The sequence below is a fragment of the Gelidibacter algens genome (genome assembly GCF_001678675.1).
Lineage (GTDB): Bacteria > Bacteroidota > Bacteroidia > Flavobacteriales > Flavobacteriaceae > Gelidibacter > Gelidibacter algens.
In genome coordinates this window covers 44,389-61,993 of record NZ_LZRN01000009.1, presented here as the reverse complement: position 1 = coordinate 61,993, position 17,605 = coordinate 44,389, and the positions used below count along the sequence as shown (strand labels likewise).

20 protein-coding genes and 1 pseudogene are annotated in these 17,605 nt (G+C 35.6%); 10 read left to right on the top strand and 11 right to left on the bottom strand.

What is annotated here, in order from left to right; translation table 11 throughout:
• Positions 1–108: 108 nt before the first annotated feature.
• Both A9996_RS20940 and A9996_RS06235 read left to right on the top strand, forming a co-directional pair.
• A complete protein-coding gene (locus A9996_RS20940; protein WP_346210590.1) occupies positions 109–237 on the top strand; it encodes a hypothetical protein in 129 nt (42 codons plus the stop codon).
• Positions 238–241: 4 nt separating this feature from the next.
• On the top strand, positions 242–2,176 hold the full coding sequence (locus tag A9996_RS06235) for a M13-type metalloendopeptidase (protein WP_157487186.1): 1,935 nt from the start codon (positions 242–244) through the stop codon (positions 2,174–2,176).
• A gap of 82 nt (positions 2,177–2,258) precedes the next feature.
• Here A9996_RS06235 and A9996_RS06230 read toward each other — a convergent pair whose 3' ends face one another.
• The 3 genes from A9996_RS06230 to A9996_RS06220 form a co-directional block, all read right to left on the bottom strand.
• Positions 2,259–2,948, bottom strand: coding sequence for a tetratricopeptide repeat protein (locus A9996_RS06230; protein ID WP_066432337.1), 690 nt, complete (start codon positions 2,946–2,948; stop codon positions 2,259–2,261).
• A gap of 103 nt (positions 2,949–3,051) precedes the next feature.
• Positions 3,052–3,861, bottom strand: coding sequence for an NAD(P)-binding domain-containing protein (locus A9996_RS06225; protein ID WP_066432335.1), 810 nt, complete (start codon positions 3,859–3,861; stop codon positions 3,052–3,054).
• Positions 3,854–6,154 (bottom strand): M28 family peptidase, encoded by a 2,301-nt coding sequence (locus tag A9996_RS06220; RefSeq protein WP_066432333.1) that lies wholly within the window; start codon positions 6,152–6,154, stop codon positions 3,854–3,856. Before A9996_RS06220 ends, A9996_RS06225 begins: the two co-directional genes overlap by 8 nt.
• A 112-nt stretch (positions 6,155–6,266) precedes the next feature.
• Between A9996_RS06220 and A9996_RS06215 the strand changes: the two genes are divergently transcribed.
• From A9996_RS06215 to A9996_RS06205, 3 genes are read left to right on the top strand one after another with little or no spacing between them, the layout of a single operon-like run.
• Entirely contained in the window at positions 6,267–6,758 is a 492-nt protein-coding gene (locus A9996_RS06215) for a CBS domain-containing protein (protein ID WP_066432331.1), read from the top strand.
• Positions 6,759–6,767: 9 nt separating this feature from the next.
• Positions 6,768–7,040 (top strand): addiction module protein, encoded by a 273-nt coding sequence (locus tag A9996_RS06210; RefSeq protein WP_146608935.1) that lies wholly within the window; start codon positions 6,768–6,770, stop codon positions 7,038–7,040.
• Between the two features lie 5 nt (positions 7,041–7,045).
• Positions 7,046–7,327, top strand: coding sequence for a hypothetical protein (locus tag A9996_RS06205; protein WP_066432324.1), 282 nt, complete (start codon positions 7,046–7,048; stop codon positions 7,325–7,327).
• Positions 7,328–7,350: 23 nt separating this feature from the next.
• Here the strand turns inward: A9996_RS06205 and A9996_RS06200 are convergent, their stop codons facing one another.
• The 3 genes from A9996_RS06200 to A9996_RS20450 form a co-directional block, all read right to left on the bottom strand.
• The gene (locus tag A9996_RS06200) at positions 7,351–7,701 is read right to left on the bottom strand and encodes a hypothetical protein (protein ID WP_066432322.1); all 351 of its coding nucleotides are present in this window, start codon (positions 7,699–7,701) and stop codon (positions 7,351–7,353) included.
• Positions 7,702–8,926: 1,225 nt separating this feature from the next.
• The gene (locus A9996_RS06185; RefSeq protein WP_066432316.1) at positions 8,927–10,090 is read right to left on the bottom strand and encodes an ATP-grasp domain-containing protein; all 1,164 of its coding nucleotides are present in this window, start codon (positions 10,088–10,090) and stop codon (positions 8,927–8,929) included.
• A 137-nt stretch (positions 10,091–10,227) separates the two neighbouring features.
• Complete coding sequence (locus A9996_RS20450; protein WP_248912322.1) at positions 10,228–10,401, bottom strand: hypothetical protein; 174 nt, start codon at positions 10,399–10,401, stop codon at positions 10,228–10,230.
• A 445-nt stretch (positions 10,402–10,846) separates the two neighbouring features.
• On the opposite strand from A9996_RS20450, the gene A9996_RS06175 reads away from it, so the two are divergent.
• Entirely contained in the window at positions 10,847–11,182 is a 336-nt protein-coding gene (locus A9996_RS06175) for a single-stranded DNA-binding protein (protein WP_066432309.1), read from the top strand.
• An 89-nt stretch (positions 11,183–11,271) separates the two neighbouring features.
• Here A9996_RS06175 and A9996_RS19830 read toward each other — a convergent pair.
• From A9996_RS19830 to A9996_RS06165, 3 genes and pseudogenes are all read right to left on the bottom strand, one after another.
• Positions 11,272–11,406: pseudogene (locus A9996_RS19830) on the bottom strand (histone deacetylase); the annotation flags it as partial.
• A gap of 76 nt (positions 11,407–11,482) precedes the next feature.
• Positions 11,483–11,911, bottom strand: a complete 429-nt coding sequence (locus tag A9996_RS06170) for a hypothetical protein (RefSeq protein ID WP_066432307.1) — start codon at positions 11,909–11,911, stop codon at positions 11,483–11,485.
• Between the two features lie 159 nt (positions 11,912–12,070).
• On the bottom strand, positions 12,071–12,886 hold the full coding sequence (locus tag A9996_RS06165) for a CPBP family intramembrane glutamic endopeptidase (protein ID WP_066432305.1): 816 nt from the start codon (positions 12,884–12,886) through the stop codon (positions 12,071–12,073).
• A 183-nt stretch (positions 12,887–13,069) separates the two neighbouring features.
• On the opposite strand from A9996_RS06165, the gene A9996_RS06160 reads away from it, so the two are divergent.
• A complete protein-coding gene (locus A9996_RS06160) occupies positions 13,070–13,405 on the top strand; it encodes a single-stranded DNA-binding protein (RefSeq protein WP_066432302.1) in 336 nt (111 codons plus the stop codon).
• 83 nt (positions 13,406–13,488) lie between these two features.
• Here the strand turns inward: A9996_RS06160 and A9996_RS06155 are convergent, their stop codons facing one another.
• Together A9996_RS06155 and A9996_RS06150 are read right to left on the bottom strand one after the other, a co-directional pair.
• Positions 13,489–14,391, bottom strand: a complete 903-nt coding sequence (locus A9996_RS06155) for a histone deacetylase family protein (RefSeq protein WP_066432300.1) — start codon at positions 14,389–14,391, stop codon at positions 13,489–13,491.
• 73 nt (positions 14,392–14,464) lie between these two features.
• Positions 14,465–15,415: a hypothetical protein gene (locus A9996_RS06150; RefSeq protein ID WP_083993870.1), complete on the bottom strand. Its 951-nt coding sequence runs from the start codon at positions 15,413–15,415 to the stop codon at positions 14,465–14,467.
• A 146-nt stretch (positions 15,416–15,561) separates the two neighbouring features.
• Between A9996_RS06150 and A9996_RS06145 the strand changes: the two genes are divergently transcribed.
• The 3 genes from A9996_RS06145 (at position 15,562) to A9996_RS06135 (ending at position 17,602) form a co-directional block, all read left to right on the top strand.
• The gene (locus A9996_RS06145) at positions 15,562–15,909 is read left to right on the top strand and encodes a hypothetical protein (RefSeq protein WP_146608937.1); all 348 of its coding nucleotides are present in this window, start codon (positions 15,562–15,564) and stop codon (positions 15,907–15,909) included.
• Between the two features lie 82 nt (positions 15,910–15,991).
• Positions 15,992–16,495: a hypothetical protein gene (locus tag A9996_RS06140; protein WP_146608938.1), complete on the top strand. Its 504-nt coding sequence runs from the start codon at positions 15,992–15,994 to the stop codon at positions 16,493–16,495.
• A gap of 150 nt (positions 16,496–16,645) precedes the next feature.
• A complete protein-coding gene (locus A9996_RS06135) occupies positions 16,646–17,602 on the top strand; it encodes a calcium/sodium antiporter (protein ID WP_066432294.1) in 957 nt (318 codons plus the stop codon).
• Positions 17,603–17,605 lie beyond the last annotated feature (3 nt).

Sequence of the window (17,605 nt, the reverse complement as noted above, 5' to 3'; positions counted from 1 at the left end):
CAATTATAACCCAAATATTCTCCTAATGTTTTGTTAACATGTAACAAATTGAACAGGTAAGCTACACATAAGTACCTAAATTAGGCAAACTAAAATTTTTTAAACACTATGAACACCAATCTTAAGTATGTATTGGCAGTTACTGGTTTGGCCGTTACAACCCTTGTGGGCTGTAAGGAAGAACCTAAAAATGATACTGCAATGGCACAAGAAAAAATTACCTGGAATTGTCCTTGAAAACATGGACACTCTAGTAAGTCCGAAGGACGATTTTTACAAATTCGTGAATGGCAATTGGGAGAAAAACACAACCATTCCTGATGATGAAACTCGTTGGGGCGGTTTTGGGGTATTGCGCAAAGCAACCCGTCAAGATGTGCTTGACATTGTAAAAACTTCAAAAGAGTTGGGTACTTACGCCGATGGTACCGACCAAAAGAAAGCCTTGTTGCTTTTTGAAAGTGAATTGGATACTCTGGCTAGAGATAACGCCGGTATTGAACCACTTAAACCTTTACTGAGCGCTATTGAGGGCATTAAAAACCTGAAAGACATGCAAACTGTTTACGCCACAGTTGATGGAGTTGGGGCGCCTTTTGCAGGTATTGGAGCGTCTCCAAACCTCAATGATAGTAGCATGAACATGACTTGGGTATTTCCTGGCGGACTTGGATTACAAAGAGATTACTATTTGGATCAAGATGCCAAGTCAAAGGAAATCAGACAAAAATATGTGGATCATATTGCCAGAATGCTTCAGTTTATTGATTACGATGAAGCAAAAGCAAAAGCAGCTGCTAAGAAAGTACTAGAAATGGAAACCAAATTGGCTGAACCACGTTTGGATAAAGTGGCCATGAGAGATGCACGTAATTATAACAACCCGATGCCTTTTGCCGATTTACAAAAAATGACGCCAGCTGTCGATTGGAAAAAAATGGTGGATGATTTGGGTATTGATAAAACGATTGAAACCGTAAATATCATGCAGCCTAAATATATGGCCGCATTGCAAAACTTCCTGAAGCAAACACCTATTGAAGATATCAAAACCTTGATGGTTTGGAATACTTTAAATGGGAATGCCAACTATTTGACCACAGAAATTGAAAAAGCAAACTGGGACTTTTATGCTAAAACCTTGAATGGTGCTCAAAAACAACGCCCAGCTCAAGAGCGTGCTCTAGGTACAGTTGATGGTTCTCTTGGTGAGGCTATTGGCAAATTATATGTGGAAGCAAAATTTCCGCCAGAAGCCAAAGCTAAAGCTGAAGAAATGATTGCTGATGTGATCAAAGCTTTCCAAAACAGAATTACGAAGTTGGATTGGATGACTGAAGAAACCAAGAAAAAAGCGATTGAGAAGTTGGCTAAATTTACAGTAAAGATTGCTTATCCTGATGAATGGGAAGATTACTCAAAACTTCAAATTAAAGAGGGCAACAGTTATGCAGAAAATATGATGGCTGTTGGTAATTGGGCTAGAGAGAAAAACTTTTCTGAAATCAATGAGAAAGTAGATAAGTCAGAATGGGGCATGCCACCACAAACGGTAAACGCCTATTTCAATCCGCGTAACAACGAGATTGTATTCCCTGCTGCCATTCTACAACCGCCTTTCTATAACTATACAGCAGATGCTGCTGTAAATTATGGTGGAATTGGCGCTGTAATTGGTCATGAAATCTCTCATGCATTTGATGATTCTGGAGCGCGTTTTGATGGCGACGGAAACTTGAAAAACTGGTGGACAGAAAAAGATTTGGAAGAATTCACCAAACGTGGTGATGCTTTGGCAGAACAGTATAGCAATATTGAAGTGATGGACAGTGTGTACATCAACGGTAAATTTACCTTAGGTGAAAACATTGGCGATCTTGGTGGTGTGCTTGGTGCTTATGACGGTTTACAGTTACATTTTGAGAAACACGGACGTCCTGAAAACATTGACGGATATACTCCAGAACAGCGTTTCTTTATGAGTTGGGCAACCGTTTGGAGAACCTTAACCAGAGAAGATGCTTTAAGAACGCAGATTAAAGCAGATCCGCATTCTCCTGGTATTCAAAGAGCCACACAACCTTTAAAAAATGTGGATGCATTCTACAAAGCTTTTGATATTAAAGAAGGTGATCCAATGTATTTGGCACCTGAAAAGCGGGTTAGAATTTGGTAGAAAGCCGGAACCGTTCAATGATAATAAAAAAAGCAGCCTATAATTTAAATAGGCTGTCTTTTTATTTAAAACCAGATGACACTTAATCGGTTCCTTTTTTACGAGTCAATAAGGCGTCTTTACTAATTTTGGCCATGTTGAAATTAGGATCAATGGCTAACGCTCGGTTTAGAGTTGCCAAGGCAATTTCTTGATTGGCATCTTTATCTTCACTATAGGTAACAATCGCTTTTAAATATAAAAATCCAGCTTTTAATGAGGTTTGATAAGGCTGTTGTGTTTCATAATAGGTACGTCTCATGTCATCAGTAGCATTAGCAAGACCATATTCTACTTTTTCTTTAGCTCCGGTTAAATCGCCAGTTTGCAACATCAAGTCAGCCATTTCATAAGCAATTGCTGGTGTCGGTTTTTTGCTGAAAAGCACATTGTAAAATTCCAGAGCACGCTTACGTTCACCCACAGCGTTTAAAGCGATGGCTTTGATTTCAGTATTCAAATCAGAATCTGTACCACTTTTTTCAATACCAATAGTATTTAAAGCTTCCATATTTCTACCTTCAGAAACATAGATATAGGCTAACGTATCTTTTCTGGCTTGTGTTGGTGCAAGCACATCTAAGTGAGTCATGGCATTGATGACGCCTTGTATATCACCTTGTTTTTTCATTTGCTTATAATAGCTTTCAAAATGCTTTTGCAGTTCTGTTTTTGTTTGTGCAGTGATGCTTAAGGAGCTCATCACAACCACGAGTAGTATTAGTTTTTTCATTTTTAAATTAGATATTCAGTGTCTTTTTCTCAGGACATTATTAAATTAATTGCGCCAAATCTATAAAAATTAATAAAATAAACTCTTAAAAGCTTGCTAATTGTTACAGTTTATACAGAAACTCATAATTCAATAGGTGTTCCACTTTTTCACTTGAAATGATTTTTCCTTTGCTTGGAGTTCCATGGTCAAATTGTGGAAGCGGTAAATTCTTTGCTTCACAAACCGCGTTGTAGTAATGTTCCCTTGTAGGATGCTGAGGTGCTGCAGCGTTAAAATCAGTTTGCCATTGTTCGTTTTCGAGAATGGCTTTGATAATGCCAATACAATCGTTTTGATGGATTAAATTGACTGGACCCTTAGGGTCTTTGACGTCTTTTTTGCCAGATAGAAATTTTGCCGGATAACGATCATCACCAATCAATCCGCCAAACCTCAAGATGGTAGTTTTAAAATTAGGATTGATTTTAAAAATCTGTTCAGCAGCAATCAATTGCTTTGATGAGGACGATTGCCCATTTGTAGGACTATCTTCGGTGATGATGGGCATTTCAATAGTTTCTTCATAAACAGACGTGGAGCTCACATAGAGCACGTTCTTGATTTCAGAGTTTTCGATATGGGTACAAAGCAGCTGCATTTTTTTTACAAGATCAGCATTTGGATGTTTCCTAAGTCCTGGCGGAATGTTGATAATCAGAATTTCGGAACCTTTCAGACATTCTGAAATATTTCCTTCGATGTATTCTTCGGAAATGGTCACTACAAATGGATGGATCCCTTCGTGTTTCAAAAGATCTAATTTGTCCACAGATGTGGTGGAGCCTTTCACGGTATGGCCATTTTTGACCAATGTTGAGGCAAGGGGCAATCCCAACCAGCCACAACCAATAATGCTGATATGTTTATTCAAAAGACATGGTTTTTTTTATGATGATGGCGTCATTTAAGACGAAGGGTTTCGGAATCATCGTGTTTGGACGTTTAGTGATTCGAAATAAGGTATTGTCCAACAAGTCAAAAGAAACTTCAAAAATTTCAAAAGTGGTCTTTTGCGCTGCCGGAACCGTAAAATTCAATTCGATCGCTTTATGATCGGTGACCATATAACTGAACAATCTGTTTTTGATTCGGTCATTAAAAACGAAATGGTCGCCCTTATTTTTATCAATTTCCAAGCCGTTGATATTAAAGGATAAAAACTGGTTGGATGCTTCTGCGTAAAATTCTAAAGTGTTGGCCGCACGTTGTGGTGAAATAAAAACCTGAAGATGGCGGACTTCTCCAATAATAGTATCTTTTTGGGTGTCGATATAAGGGGTTTTGAGAGGTTTAATGACTGCTTTTTTGCTGTATGCTAACTGAGTCCCATATTTGCTTTCAAAGCTGACTGCTGAAGCGTCAAACACATCTGGGTCATCGGTGAGGTAAGCTTTGGTCCAATCATCTAAAATATGATCATAAGTAGCCCAATGTGCGGTGTCTTTGTCAGCGTCATATACATAAACGAGACTGTTGGGTTTTGGACGTTCTTCATTAAAATCAGATTGAAAATGTGCGGCTACAAAAAAGCCGAACGCTGTGATGAACAGGAGCAAGGCCCATCTGGTTTTATAGCGTGAAAATCCAAAAACAGAAATGCACAATGAAAACATAAGAGTTACCAGAATTGTAGTTGCGATGATCGTTTTAAGTCCCAGCCCCACGGGGAACATTTTTATAAATGGCGACATGATCAGCAATAACGGAAAGAGCAACAAGGTCAATAAAATAATGTTGGGATGTTTTTGTCTTATCAATACAAAAAGACTGAGCAACCCAAAATAGACCGGAATAATAAAGAAACTGGCCCCTTCAAGTTTAAACGCTACAATGCCACAAATGATAAGCCATAATAGTAATGGCGGTACTGATAAACTTGCGGTGTTTTCTGGTTTATACACTTTGCTATACAGCCACATGCAAACCGCTGTAGAAAATAAGGCGAACGTCCAAATATAAAGATGTCCATTATATGGGAAACCGTGAAGAATCTCGTCATAGTGCGGATACATGGCCAAAAGCAGTTTCCAGCCAAAATACCCTACCATCCCATTAATAAAAAGAGCGCCTAACAGAGGAAGGAACGCCAAAGCCATGTGTTTGGAATTTAAGCTTCTTTTTTTAATCCCATAAAAAACCAGCCCACAAAAAATGAGTATGGCAAGGATGAGCATGGGAAAAATCCACGAATTTGGATAACTGACCAATTTAAAAAGTGGCAGGTTAAAATAGACGGCGTCTTCGGTGCTCTTCAAATTATTCAGGTTGGCCTGAGAGAAATATGTGAGCAAAGGCATCAAATAACTGCCTTGATGTTCTAGAGTGTTTCTATCCAAACGTTCATAGGTGTCTAAGGCGGTATGGTAATCAAAATGGTCGTCGATAAAGGCAAAATTTAAGCCGTCAATATCGCCGTCTTCCCTAAAGTACGTCAGATCTGTATCATTAGGTAACATTTTATAGATGCTGTAGGCCAAAGAATTGGCTACCGGATAATCGGGATTTGCTTCTTTAAAACCCTTGATCAAATTCTGATTGCCGCCATTGGTTTCTATCAGCATATAACTTGGCCCGCCGCTACCGCGTGCTTCAAAATTTAAAACAAGTCCGATATCTTTTGCCCACGGATGTTGGTTGACAAAAATATCAGCGCCATTCAATCCCAGTTCTTCGGCATCAGAAAACAGAATAATGATATCGTTTTTAGGCGTTTTCCCGTCGCTCAAAAAAGCACGTAACCCTTCCAAAATAGTCACCACGCCTGAACCGGCATCACTGGCGCCAAAAGAAGCATGAGATTTACTGTCATAATGCGACAACAGGAGCAAGGCTTTAGAGTTGTCGCTGCCTTTAATCCGGGCCAAGATATTTTTGGGTTTCACAATGCTTCCCCATTTCTTGTTTTGACTGTAGGCCTCTTGTAGTTGGGTTTCCAGACCGAAGTCATTCAACGCCTTAACCAAGTAATTTTTAACCACTTCATGTTCTTCTGAACCTACGTAATGCGGTTCTTTTGTTATGTTTTTGAGGTGCACCAAAGCGCGTTCAGAGGAGAAAGCGTTGGGCTCAGTATTGAGATCAGAAATGTGGGTAGGCATTAAAGCAAAAAAGCTCCAATATATGGCCAAAATAATGAGTGCTACGGCAATGGCTTTTTTAAGCATGTAGGAAAATATTGGTTGGTAGCTTAAAATTACAAAATTAATTTGGTGATAAGGGATGTTAGGTTAAATGGTTAATTTTTTTTAAATTTAAAGTTCACTAAATTAATAAGTTATGGGGATAAAGAGTTTTCAAGGGGCACGAAGGCAGCAGCAAAAAGTCACTGAACAGTTGCCATGTAGGGTGTGTGATTATATGAGCAGAGATTTGATCACGTTTAGAACAGATCAAAAGGTCATTGAAGTGGTAGAGATTCTTATCAAGCACAAAATTTCAGGAGGCCCAGTGCTCAATGAAAAGAACGAATTGGTCGGGATTATTTCAGAAGGAGATTGTTTAAAACAGATTAGTGAAAGCAGATATTACAACATGCCCATGGAAGATGATACCGTGGAACAGCGGATGGTAAAAAACGTAGATACCTTAGATGGTAACATGAATGTATTTGATGCTGCCAATGTGTTTTTGGAATCCAAACACCGCCGTTTTCCAATTCTTGAAAATGGGAAATTAGTGGGGCAAATTAGCCAGAAAGACATTTTAGTGGCCGCTTTAGAAATGAAGGGACATAATTGGAACTCCACCACGAAGAACAGCAATTGTTAAATTATATTTTTGAAAACAAGAATCGAAATTTTGAATACTATTAATAACTTTGACAGTATGAATTTGCATGCAGAAAAAATTGAATTGATAAAATTGGTGTTGCAGACAGAAAAGGAATCAGTTCTAAAAAAGCTGAAACAAGTGCTTGTCGATGACGTTAATGAGAATCAACATGAACTGACGTTATTGCAAAAAACAGAACTGGATCGGAGACTTCGACGTATGGAAAATGATGAAACGGAGTTTTACACTTGGGAAGATCTTGAGCAAAAATTGAAATAGGTTGTATGTCTTATAAAGTCTTGATTTCAGACGAGGCGTATTTTGATATCTCTGATGCTATGTTTTGGTATCATACAAAACAAGTAGAATTGAAGACCCAATTTTTATCAGAAATTAAATCGTCAATAGAGCCTTACCACATACAAAAAAGATATAAAAGTGTTCGTATTCTTTTTTTAAAAACCTTTCCTTTTGGAATTCATTTTACCATTCAAGATAACACTGTAAAAGTCATAGCCGTTTTCCATACAAGCAAAAATCCGCAAAATTGGACTAAACAATTCTAAGAGATTTGAAATATTTTCGAACATCAACTCTCGCGTTTCACCAAAGCATAATAATCACCTTCAATGGGCAAATAGCCTTGATCATACACAAAGTAGTACACCGTTCCTACTTTGGTGGTGTAGATGCTTGTAAAGTAATTAAAATCAAATCCTTTTTCAATGAGTTTTCCACGAGAGACTTTGGTTTTTTGTTCCGGATTTAAGATTTCCAAGATCCTATAGTTTTTACGGAGCCTATTGTTCGTGTTTCTGATCAGGTTTTTACTGTCTTTATTAATGGTGTTGTTATAAGAGTTTCTACAGGCATCACTGCAGAATTTTTTATCGGTTCTCCCGATAATCTTTTCGCCACACTCTAAACATTCTTTGCTCATTTTTTAGTGTATTTGCAGTGGTTACCCTATTCGCCTCAACGTGTTCCCTATTCTACTTGTTTTTTTAACTTCTAAAAATTCAAAATATTTCCCCATTTCAAAAGAAACAATGTTACAGCTGTAAACCCCGTACTATACAATATTGCAGCTTGCCAATATGATAATCTCGTCGGCCAATGCTTCGACATCTTTGTACCATATTCTTTTTTAGCATAACCACTAGTTAACCTCCAAAAAAGAAAAATGAAGGTGAAGAAAATCAGTAGTGCTATTAATAATATCCATTTTTTTTCCATTTGTTAAACTTTTAATTGTGTGTTTTTAATTGCAGGCAATGTCTATTTATATGGGATGTGGGGTGTTTTAGGACGAACCTTTCCAGTAGACTAAAACCAAGCATTTAATTTTATACGGCACGTTTTTTTATTAAATTCAATTGTCTTACAGAATCACTCTAATTATTGTTATTGACATTCCAATAGTAGAAGCAATAATATTCATGCTAATCAATTCCGTTTTCGCAATTCCATAAGTCAGATTACTTATTTTACTTTTATTCATTAGTATAATAATCAGAAGCAAGGCTGAGATTCCGAAAATATATATTAAAATCAGAGTTTTCTCAGTTAGGTCAACAAATTTAACTTGAAAGACTAAATTAGAAATCAGAAATATAAATAGGATAGGATTAAAATCCATCCAATTTTCTTACCAATAAAAATCCCAATTAATGGGATTAATAAAATTAAAGCTGGTCTTAAAAACGACCTGTTTATTGAAATAGATATAAACTCTGATAATTTATTATTTCCATAATCAGAAAAGGCATAATAATATTCCGATACACTATTAAAACCATTGATTAATGATAAAATAAAAAGGATTATTATTAATAACTTGATTATTAAATCTGATAGTTGTGTTTTATATTTTCTGCGGTCAGTTTCATTAAGTGCTATAACGGCTTATATATGAAAAGTAGCGCTGAAAATGAGCTGATACTGTCCGGATTAAAAACAAGCCGAATTTTTTCATTTCTACTTTTTAAATTATTTGTCATCTCACGGATGCATTCTGGCATTACTGCCAACGATTTGAATATGGTGCGTTTGGCATTTCAACGCTCCAAATTTTCAGTTTACTACTTTGTTTATTTATTGCTATCATCTTCATATTTAGCATTGTCTGCCAAATGCACTATATTTTTTGTTAGCCTTAGTAATTTCTATTTTCTAATATATTTACTTAACTCAGAATTTAGTATTTCTTTCAGTTCGTTTTCATTTCCTTCACTTGTTTCAGTAAATAAGAATCCAAATGCAGGGTATTTGTTAAAATCCAATTTTCTGACAACTAATACATTTTCTAAATCTTGTTTCAGCGCATCAAAATCAAAATGAGAAATTTCTGATGGTTTAAAACCTGAATTATTGTTTAATAAAATAATGCTATAAATTTCATCTTTCTTGTTTTTGAAAATTTCATCCCAATTCGGTTTTTTATTTTGAATGAAATATTGGTATGAATTAAACTTAAATGCATACCACGAAAGATCGCCAGTTGTACACCACCCTCCAAATCGCTGCGGGTTTATTTCTATTGGTTTTAGTATTCCTTTTTTATCAATTCTAACCTCTACATGTAAAGGAAAGTTTTTCAAATCCGCTTTTTCCCCTATGGGTTTTAAAAACTCTTCAACGCTTTCTTTGTACTTACGAATTATGCTCTGAGAAGTGGAGTAAACCCTATCACTTACATCAGTACGTGAAGAAAATTTATGATGTAGAATATTTAGAATAACTACTTCTCCATCATTATTAAAATAGGCATCTATGGCGAATTCTTCTCCTTCTATGTATTCTTCTATAATAAAAGTAGAAGCATCCATTACTTCTTTAGGGTAAATACTTTTTAGATTATCATAGTTTAATTCTTTTTGAGCAGCATACCAATCAGACTTGTTATTCACGATATGCACTCCAATACTAAAAAAACCTAATGAAGGCTTAATAACAAATGGTAGTTTTAATTCATCAATATCTAAGGTTTGAATTTCATCTATTTTAATTTTTCTAAACATGAAATTAGGAAACAAATCTTTAGTTAGTTCTCTAAATTTAAGTTTGTCTTTAAATAATCTTATTTGGTTAGGTAGGTTAGTTGCTTTTAGATTGTTGAAAATCCATGTTAATGAATTCTCAGAATTTGTATAAATAAGAGGGTTTGGGCTGTTTATAATTTTATTTTTCGCATCCTTTTCCGAAATCCAATTCATAGAATCATCATTAATCAATGACTTTGCTTCTTTAGTAGCAATAATTTCAAAATTATTTTCTTTAATAGTTCTTACTAGAAAATCTGAAATATATGGTTTGTCTATAAGTATCATTTTTTATTAAGGCTAACGTTTGGTGTAAGAATAGTTGCGTGGGGTAAACACCTAAAATAACAAAAATTGACCGAGCCTGTGGAAATTCCGCAGGAATTTCCAAGTAGGCGAGAAGTAGCAATTATTTTTACACAGTGTTAGCAAATGGCATTTTTTTTAGGCGATATATCTAATTCATTTAATATTCTATTCAATTCCGCAAGTGATTTTTCGTCAATCAATTTCGTATTGATTTTCAGTTCTTTTGTTTCTGTTTTTAGAGTATAATCTCCTTCGTATTTTTCAATACAATTTATTTCGTTTAGGTTCATTTTTTTTCTAAATCCATATAATGCATTTTTCCGAATAGTTCCGTTCTGAATTGTTAGATACTGATTGTTTAAATCATATAAGTAATGTCCAAGATATAAGACCCCTGCTAACAAATATCCATAATCTGTCCATCTTAAACTTTCATTTTCTAATAGACTAAAAATGCCAAGTCCAATCCAAACAAGTCCGAGTATTAAATTTATATAAATTCTTTTTTTCTTAAATTTTATTTTTCATTACAATTTTTTTTTTTTTTTTTTTTTTGCTTTTTGCTAACATGTAAATATAACCAATATCCATTTACAAACGACTACAAGCATTTACAAACGATTTTAAATAGTTAACAACCGAATACCATTTGGAAGCCATCGCATCTTTGTGTTGTTGAATTGACCGAACGATATTCAATAGTATTAACTGTTTAACCTTTAAATTTTAGAACTCATGAACGCATTAAGAAACACAGTACAGTTGATTGGAAGATTAGGACAAGATCCTGAAATTGTTAATTTTCCTGATGGGAACAAAATGGCGAAATTCTCTATGGCTACAGACGACAGCTATAAAGATAAAGATGGCGCCAAAGTAGAGCGCACCTACTGGCACAATATTGTTGTGAGAGGAGGATTGGTAGACGTTGTTGAAAAATACGTTGCTAAAGGGAAGGAGGTTGCCATTGAAGGCAAATTGACCAACCGCTCTTGGGATGACAAAGATGGCAAGAAGCAATATATGACAGAAATAGTTTGTAATGAACTCTTGCTGTTGGGAGGGAAGTAAGATTATAATTCCAAATTTCAAAATCCAAATTCCAAATTCCAAATTCCAATCATTATCTGTTGGGATTTGGAATTTTTTTTATTGGAATTTTAGACAAACAGTTCTTGAGCCAGCCGAAACGTATTGGCATGCGCCTCAATAATAATTTTGATATCTGTTGAATAGCCACCGCCCATGCTGCACATCACAGGAATCTTATGGTCTTTACAGGTTTGCAATACAAAACTCCGTTGGAAAATCTGCGAGGGTTTTCCAAGTGAGCACAGACCAAGTCGTAGCTTACATTCGGCTTAAGTAGTCTTAATTCACTTTTTCATATTTCAAACCTGGTCCATCACATTGTTCCCAATTGCTAATTAGGATACTTTTAGATTGAAAATACATTTCTTCTTTTAGGATGTCAGAATAACAAGTTCCAATAATTTCGTTTTCACTTGCATAAATAAACTCTAATAGATTTTCATTAGAAGAATTAACTACTTTATTAGTCCCAGAAATTTCAGTTAAGATTCCATTTCTTTCCCTAGATTTTTTAAATGTTCCATCTGTATTTAATAAATAGAATTCTTGCCATTCCATTTCAGAACCAGTAGTTTCGGAATTTGGAATACTCCCTGTCATTTGAGTAAGTTTCCATTTCCCTTGATAATTTTTCATTGAATTTTGGTCATCTTTAGAACAAGAAAAAAAAGTGATTAATACTACCAAAAGGATATTTAGTTTTTTCATTAGAACTGAATTTATTATTTCTATGTAGATGTTAAATTCTTTAAAAGGTTGCCTCAAATTACTTACAACGTTAAGAATATGTGGCGTTGGGCACTTCAAGGCTCCAAACCACCAATTCCCTACATGTTTTCTTAAATGTAATTATTTTCAACTTTAGCACTATCTGCCCAATGACCTATATTTAGTGTTAGCTGTTGTTATTCTTTTTAATCCAAAATAAGTCATTATTATTCCCAAAGAGAAAATCATCCAATAAGTAGAATTGAACTCAAGTTCGAATAAATAATTGTAAAATTCATCTCCTGAAAGTACATCTATTAACCATAAACTATTACCAATCAAGTGCAGCAATATTGAATACCCAATTTTATTTGTTTTTATAAATATTAATCCACTAGCTAAACCAAAAAGAAAAGCAGGAATAAGATTATTCGGTGTTTCAAAATGGATTAAAGAGAAACAAATACTTGAGGTTATCAAAGTAACAATTTTACTATTTTCTTTGAGTAATCTATTAATCAAATATTTTCTGAAAAATAATTCTTCAATTATCGGTGCAATTATTATAACCCCAACAACTCGATAAATTAAATTTTTGTCAAATCCCTCAAAATTATGTGAATTATATATTAAATCAGATTGGTTTATGTATTTTGAAATGTTATTAAAATCAGCGAAAGGAGATTTGATAAATTCTAATCCAATTCCAATTATAAAAAGTAATGATATAATTTTAAAGTTGTCTATTTTTAAATCAGATTTATTTATCCAATTATTCCAAGGTTTCCAAAAATAATAGGAGAATATTAGAAATCCCGATAATTGAGCAAATGTTCTAAATAATCCTAATGCGTGTTCGTAATAGTTTTTGTTGTTTTTATCTATCAGTTGAAAAATAAGAACGATAGCTATTCCAATCAAAATTTGAATACCTACCAAAAATATAGTATGTAAAAAGGCTTTATAAATTTTCATAGGTAATAACAGCTAACACGTAAATATAACAATATCCATTTACAAACGACTACAAGCATTTACAAACGAATTTAAATAGTTAACAACCGAATACCATTAGGAAGCCATCGCATCTTTGTGTTGTTGAATTGACCGAACGATATTCAATAGTATTAACTGTTTAACCTTTAAATTTTAGAACTCATGAACGCATTAAGAAACACAGTACAGTTGATTGGAAGATTAGGACAAGATCCTGAAATCGTTAGTTTTCCTGATGGGAACAAAATGGCGAAATTCTCTATGGCTACAGACGACAGCTATAAAGATAAAGATGGCGCCAAAGTAGAGCGCACCTACTGGCACAATATTGTTGTGAGAGGAGGATTGGTAGACGTCGTTGAAAAATATGTTGCTAAAGGGAAGGAAGTTGCCATTGAAGGCAAATTGACCAACCGCTCTTGGGACGACAAAGATGGCAAGAAGCAGTATATGACAGAAATAGTTTGTAATGAACTGTTGCTGTTGGGAGGGAAGTAAAAAATAAAATCCCAAATCTTAAATTCCAAATTCCAAATCCCAATCATTATCTGTTGGGATTTGGAATTTTTTTTATTGGAATTTTAGACAAACAGTTCTTGAGCCAGCCGAAACGTATTGGAATGCGCCTCAATAATAATTTTGATATCTGTTGAATAGCCACCGCCCATGCTGCACATCACAGGAATCTTATGGTTTTTACAGGTTTGCAATACAAAACGATCACGTTCTTTACAACCCGCAACGGTCAGCCCCAGCTTTCCCAATTTATCAGAAGCAATCACATCCACACCACACAAATAATAAATGAAATCTGGTTGTTCAGCATGAATCAACTGCGGCAATGTTTCTTCTAAAATGGAAAGATACGTGGCATCATCACAATCATTTTCGAGTGCAATATCCAAATCACTGTGTTCCTTTTTAAATGGATAATTGCTTTTCCCATGCATCGAAAAGGTAAATACTGAAGGGTCATTTTGGAAAATTTCAGCAGTGCCATTACCTTGATGGACGTCCAGATCTACTATCAGGATTTTTTCTGCTAATTTTTTATCCTGTAAATAGCGTGCACCGATAGCTTGATCATTCAACATGCAAAATCCTTCTCCCCGATCAGAATACGCGTGATGGGTGCCACCGGCAATGTTCATCGCAATACCATATTTTAGTGCAAATTCGCTGGCTTTTATAGTGCCATCCGCAATTATGGTTTCGCGTTTCACGAGCATGTCACTTAATGGAAATCCGATTTTTCTTGCAGCTCTTGCGTCTAGCGTAAGATTTTTTAGGTGATTGTAATACTCGGTAGTATGGACCTTTAAAATATAGCGATCATCTGGAACGGAAGGCTCAAAAAAATTAGCGGCGGTGCAGGTGCCTTCATATACAAGCTGCTCTGGCAGCAGTTCATATTTGAGCATCGGGAACCGGTGGCCTTCTGGCAGCGGATGTTTGTAAATAGGGTGAAACGCTATTTTGAGCATAAGGACATAACTTGTACAAGACTTTTAAATAAAGCAGCGTCTCAAAGACTGCAGCGTGTGCAAATTATAAAATCTATTTTAAATATTGGATTAAAAAAGCAATAACCACGCTAACCGCCAAACCAATGTTGACCTTCCCAAAATCCTTGGCGATGATGATATACGTATTTGTCATCTTTTTCTTGTTCAGCAAATAGGTCATGGCCAATTCCCTTCCAGCTAAAATACCGATAAATACCCAAGTGGTACTCATCGGGATGGTGTTGAGGTTCCCAAAAACAAACAGGAAAATACCATATATAAGATCAATAATTGTTGCGGATCTGATGTTTTTGGTGTTCGATTTTTGATTGACAATTTCCTGAATCTTACCCCCGCGCTTTTGGAAAATATAGGCCATAATCACCATGATGACGCAGAGTGCCAATAGCAGTTCTGTGATAGCCAGTTTTCTTGGTAAAAAAACAAATATATTGGCAAAATCCTGAATGAGCCATTGCGACCATAAAAAACCGGTAGAAACCCACTGTGCTACTAGCCAATAATGTTTACGGGAATGTTTGTCAAGCCTTTCTAAAGATAACTTCGATTCAAATTTTTTAGAAATGATGATATAAACCAACACCGCAAAAACAAAGGACAAGGCATAGCCATACACTGATTTTAAGATCATCTTTTCGATAATCTGTCCGGTTGAAAAGACACTCAGAATCATAAATGTGGTGCTCACCGGAATTCCAATGCGCGTAATGACCAAGAGGGTCAAGGGCACCAACAAATACCACCATTCCAATTTTGAAGGCAACGGAATGTTAAGCAAGCGCCCATAAGACACATCACCAGAATTTGTATACCAACCATAAATGAGCGTGGCAGATAGAATGCTTACGGCAAACAGCCATAGCCACCACCATTGTAACTTATTATTTGAAGCCATGAACGTACCCAAGGTTTGGATCACGTCATTTGCAATTACAGCATAGGCACAAATAATAAACCCGATAGCCCCAATCATTAATTCCATAGGAAAGAAAATAAAAATCCGGCAAATGTAATTTCTTTCTGCCATCTCAATGTTACGGCTATATTATTTTTTTGGTCCAAATTAATTCCCTGAGTTGTGGATTTTTTTAACACGACATTCACTTACCTTCGTGGCCTAATATGTATATGATGTTCACATTACAAGGTGCCATTCTTCACATCTTTGGATGGTTGATGTTGCTCGGATCTTCTGATCTTACAGTAGTACCAAGTGCAGCGTACACGCCAGTGGACAATATTGTGGCGACTCAAGAACAAGATCAAAACCCTTTATTCTTTGATGCGGTTCTTGATGTTAGTTATTCCTACACCTATGAAACGCCAGGGGTAAAAATATTTCCACAGCCCTTTAAATTGGCCAAAAACCCGGTTGCTCCTTTATTTTATCAACTTTCATATTATACTATTGGCCAGCAAATTGTGGTCAATCTTTCTACAAAAGCTATTATTTTTCCCTTTCATTGTTTTACATAGACTGATTTTTTTATTCGGTTAAAATTTAGAAGGTGTCCAACAGCACCTCTATAAGTCTATCTCTAATTTAAAATATAAAACAATGCATATTTCAATGAATTTCGTGATGGTTTTCGTCACACTAATTGTCACAGTGCCTTTTATCTGGTTTGTCTTGGCAGAAAAAAGTGGCGCGTCTAAAAAGAAGAAAGCTTTTAACGATGCTGCCAAAGGGCACAATATCAAATTTACGCTAAAGGAAGCCTGGAACAATACTTGTCTGGGCTTTGATGAACAGGAAAACACCTTATTTTACATCAATATTAACACTGCTGAAACCAAAGTTCAGAAAGTTGCATTGGAAGATGTTAGAAAGTGTGTCATTAATAAAACAAGCAAAGAATATAAAAATGGAGACAAGCATTATTCTGAGATGTCACGTCTTGATTTGGAATTTACCTTTGTTTCCAATACCAATCCTGTTGTGATTACCTTATATAACGCTGAAGACAATTTTTCTCAGAATAGAGAAGTTGCACGTGCTGAAAAATGGTTGTCCATAATTGATAAGCACAAACACAACAAGAACAACGTCATCGCTGCCTAATCGGCACTGAAATTGGTAAAGAAACCATCTCTTTCAACCTTCTGGATGCTTCCAGAGTATGAAAAATAGAGATGGTTTTTTATATAGAAATTTTTTGAGAGCCATATTTGGTATCATATAATCTTCTACATTTGACAAAAAAAACACACTATGTTGCTCTCTGTTTTTCTTGTCATTTTAGGTTTTGTATTCTTAATAAAAGGTGCGGATTGGATGGTCAATGGCTCTACGCTGTTGGCTAGAAAGAATAAAATTCCTGATTTGGTCATCGGTCTGACCATTGTGGCCTTTGGAACTTCTGCTCCAGAATTGGTGGTGAATACCGTGGCGTCCTATGAAAATCATTCTGATATTGTTTTGGGCAATATCATTGGCAGCAATAATTTTAACCTGTTTATGATTCTGGGGATTGTAGGTCTTATTTTTCCAATTGCCGTGCAATCTTCAACAGTTTGGAAAGAGATTCCCATTTCTTTTGTGGCGGCTATTGTCTTCTTGGTGCTGGCCAATGGGTATTTCATTGGTGATATGGGCTTATCGAGAATTGATGGGCTTATTTTGCTGTCGTTGTTTTTTCTGTTCTTGTTTTATGTTTATAAGCAAATGAAAACTGATGAGACAGTTGCTGAAGCAGTGGTCGTTACAGCATCCAATACTAAAATATGGGGTTACATTGTTTTAGGACTAATAGGTTTGGTTATTGGCGGGAAATTGATTGTTGACAATGCGGTCACCATAGCCAGTGATTTGGGCGTGAGTGAAAAAATAATCGGACTGACTATAATAGCCGCAGGAACCTCCCTACCAGAGTTGATGACCTCTGTTGTTGCGGCGCTGAAAAAGAACAGTGATATCGCTATTGGGAATATTATCGGCTCTAACATTTTCAATATTTTTCTAATTCTCTCCGTGAGTTCTTTGGTGCGGCCAATTGCATTTAGCCCTGTTTTTAATATGGATATTTATCTTCTGTTGGGAGGGACCCTGTTTTTATTTCTCGCAATGTTCACGGGCAAAAAGAAAACGTTGGAACGTTGGCAATCTGCGGTATTGTTATTGATTTTTATTGGATATACCACTTATCTCGTAGGCAAAGAACTCCAATAAACG